This window comes from Escherichia sp. TW14182, assembly GCF_000208525.1.
Lineage (GTDB): Bacteria > Pseudomonadota > Gammaproteobacteria > Enterobacterales > Enterobacteriaceae > Escherichia > Escherichia ruysiae.
In genome coordinates this window covers 1-3,165 of record NZ_AEJZ01000356.1, presented here as the reverse complement: position 1 = coordinate 3,165, position 3,165 = coordinate 1, and the positions used below count along the sequence as shown (strand labels likewise).

Here is a 3,165-nt window from a genome sequence, read left to right as displayed (position 1 = left end):
TCCCGCCCTTGCGGGTGTGTGGTATGATTTCTCATAGCTACCTCGATACTTTCGCTATCGTTGGTGGTTAGAAGCCCCGTTACTGCTCCAACAGTGCGGGGTTTCGTCATTTTATGACTGATAAAAATCAAGTGTCGGACACATGTTATTTTATCGGTGTGGGACACGTCAAGCATTGCATTAAACTTTTTTCTCGCTATCATTGTCGGACACCAAACCAATCGGAAATCAGAAATGGCAACGAAATCAGTAAATGCAAAATCGAAAAGAATAGATGCACGTGTCCCACTCCATATCGTTGATGCCATGGATAAGGTCAAAGAAGACGGCGAAAGTACAGGGCAGTTTGTAACAGCCGCATTAGAAGGCGAGATCAAACGCCGCCAGCGTCGCAAGGCCAAAGAGCAGGAGTAACCATCACCAGCGCCGTGGTGCGGTGAACTGTGGCGCACAGGGTTACAGGTATCTACGATGACTGACAAATCATTAAAGAAATTATCTTCATTCAAGAAAAAACAACGCAAAAATGCGGTAAGCGAACAAGAACAGGAGAGATTCGCACCATGTGCGTTTGTCCTTGAAAAGTTCCTTAAAGAGTACAGGCGCACAAAAATGGGATCGCATACCTGGAAAACATCGCAGCATGGCGATGTTAAAGAGCAAGAATAGCCCACCAGCAAGCCAGCACACTCACCATAGTGACCCTCGGTTAAACCTAGAGTCATTGGTGCAAACCTGACAGATTGCCCACCAGCCAGCAAATCGCTATGATGTTCGGGCTTATGTTTAGTGTTTTCCCATTGGCGACCGCCCCCGGTCGCCTTTGTTTTATGTGTCATATACTCCCCTTTACGCTGCCTTGCCTGAATTAATGCGATCCCGGCTTTTAACCCATTCCATAACCTCGGACAGCAGCCAACCTACAGAACGACCGCCCAGATTAAGACGTGACGGAAAGCATCCTTTTTTCTCCAGTTCATAGCGTGTAGTGCGGCACACTCCTGTTAACTTACGACATTCATCCTCACGGATTACGCGATCTGATAGTGATTGAAATTGTGTATTTTGATTCATAAAAAAACGTCCTCGAACGTTGCCGAACGAGGACGATTCTAGGCGGTGGTAAAACGCCGTTTGTGTGATATCACACTACCAGCACGTGATATCACTTTTTGCGTTTTTGTTGAGATTCACGCCCCAAATACTTTTGCCATGTCTGCCAATGTGTTTTGGGAAATTCTATCCCTCTGGATGCAGCTATAGAATCAATTAAATCTGCTATTTTAGGTAATGATTCCGTGTCTAGGTCTACATCACCCATTTCTGGAATAAGTTTAATTAAAGAGTAAATAACCTCATTCCTTTTTGCTGCTCTTTTGGGGTTATCTTCTGTAAGATTACGAAAACTACCTTCATCTTTTACATTATTTAAATCATCTGCCATCACACATAAATAATCAACATCTATATCAAATGGCTTGAGATTTTCCCCTTCTGGAGTTATTTCTAATCCACCGCCAAGTCTATCAGGGTAAAAATATAATGTTGGTGAGCTTATGATGTTATTATGTTTAAACTCAATATCAGAGAACGCCTTTTTGTTTACATAGAAAAAACCAGCAATAAAATTTGCTATATATAATCTATCATCTATTTTCTTCTCTAAATTAATTGTTTTGCCGTCCTGGAATATTAGTCCATTCCGTTTATTATCTTTAAATCCCTCAAGAAAATAAACCTCACAGTTCCCAACACTATGCTCAGGAATAAATACAGAAATATCAATGGCACCTGTACTAGCGAAATGATAGAGATCCCTTATTGTACATCCTAACTTTTCTGCCGCTTCAGGTAACGGATAATAGAGTCTTTTAGGTAATTTCATTTAGCCACCTTCAGCATAACAATATTTTCATGATTTCCAGCCAGCACATCGAGACGCTCAACCCACAGATTCAACGCGTCCCGCTTTGCCTGTAAATAGCGTGAATGGTTATAGGTTTTTTGCTGACCGGGCATCTGATGCGCTGTGATGTGCTCCACGATATGCGGATCGACACCTAAATCGTTCAGCATCGTTGTAAACGTGTGGCGAAAGTCATGCAGTGTCCAGTGTTCCTGGTTAAGCCGCTTATGCGCATTTCGCCCATATTGCGCTACCGTGGTATCTTTTTTCAGTTCTCCGAGCAATAACCCTGTATGCCGGTTCTGATCCACCAGCTTCTGAATGAACGGCAAAATGCCATCGGGGATTGGCCTGAATATCGTCACCTTCGTTTTGCTGTGCTCTTTTGGCACTGTCCACAACATTTCTTTCAGATCCCATTCTTTGATCTCTGAAAGTCTGACCTCTGCCGTTCTGCACCCGAACACAATCAGCAAGCGCATTAACGCGCTGTAGTAAGGCGCGAATACATCACCATCAATAGCGCGTAAAATTTCCTTTAATTCGCTGTTACTGTGCACCCTCTCGCGAATTTCTGCTCTCTTACCCACATCGCTGACGATCAAATCGTCCAGGGCATTACTGAACGCGTAGCGCCTCCTGCGGCAGAACTTTAGCGCCTGTTTGCAGGTTTGCATGACGTGGCCCGCTGCTACTGGTGCTTTTTTTCGTACACGGTCAAAACATGCGATCCACTGCCTTGTATCGCATTTATCAAGAGGAATTGCCCCTATATGGCAAATGATGTGCTTATCCATACGTTGCACCAGCTTTATGTAGTCTTTGCGGTTATCCTTCGCATATTCATCCAGCCAGTAGTTAATCGCCTCCTTCACCGTAACGGGTTTTAGCGCTTCCTGTACTGTGGCGCACAACTCATAACGGGGGTTTTTACCCTCAGCCAGCCATGCCCGGCACTGTGTGCGTTTTTCCCTTGCAGCTTTCAGCGACAATTCCGGATAAGCCCCCAACTTTAGCCGCTCAGCGGCAACCTCACGGCCTCCCGTTCGGTACCGGAAATACCAGGTTAATTTGCCGCCCTTTGAGTGTTTAATCTCCAGCCCACCCCCGTCGGAGTAAAAACGCTCTTTTTCTGCCTGGACAGCCGCCAATTTTTTTAACGTCGAATCGCTCAGTTTGTTTAGTGCTTTTCCCACTATCAGATCCTCTTTTCAGTCCTCCAGCCTCAAAAAACTGACCACACAACTGACCACACATTT

General features: G+C 44.8%; 5 protein-coding genes. 2 read left to right on the top strand and 3 right to left on the bottom strand.

Annotated elements, in window-relative coordinates; genetic code table 11:
* Positions 1 to 234: 234 nt before the first annotated feature.
* Both EQY_RS26540 and EQY_RS26535 read left to right on the top strand, forming a co-directional pair.
* The gene (locus tag EQY_RS26540) at positions 235 to 414 is read left to right on the top strand and encodes a YlcI/YnfO family protein (RefSeq protein WP_000201993.1); all 180 of its coding nucleotides are present in this window, start codon (positions 235 to 237) and stop codon (positions 412 to 414) included.
* Between the two features lie 57 nt (positions 415 to 471).
* Entirely contained in the window at positions 472 to 669 is a 198-nt protein-coding gene (locus EQY_RS26535) for a hypothetical protein (protein WP_000130336.1), read from the top strand.
* Between the two features lie 180 nt (positions 670 to 849).
* Here the strand turns inward: EQY_RS26535 and EQY_RS0121710 are convergent, their stop codons facing one another.
* The 3 genes from EQY_RS0121710 to EQY_RS0121700 all read right to left on the bottom strand — a co-directional run bounded on the left by EQY_RS0121710 (position 850) and on the right by EQY_RS0121700 (position 3,102).
* Positions 850 to 1,074, bottom strand: coding sequence for a helix-turn-helix transcriptional regulator (locus EQY_RS0121710; protein WP_021557936.1), 225 nt, complete (start codon positions 1,072 to 1,074; stop codon positions 850 to 852).
* 91 nt (positions 1,075 to 1,165) lie between these two features.
* On the bottom strand, positions 1,166 to 1,885 hold the full coding sequence (locus EQY_RS0121705) for a hypothetical protein (RefSeq protein WP_000775339.1): 720 nt from the start codon (positions 1,883 to 1,885) through the stop codon (positions 1,166 to 1,168).
* Positions 1,882 to 3,102 (bottom strand): tyrosine-type recombinase/integrase, encoded by a 1,221-nt coding sequence (locus EQY_RS0121700; protein ID WP_000513575.1) that lies wholly within the window; start codon positions 3,100 to 3,102, stop codon positions 1,882 to 1,884. Before EQY_RS0121700 ends, EQY_RS0121705 begins: the two co-directional genes overlap by 4 nt.
* Between the last annotated feature and the right edge of the window lie 63 nt (positions 3,103 to 3,165).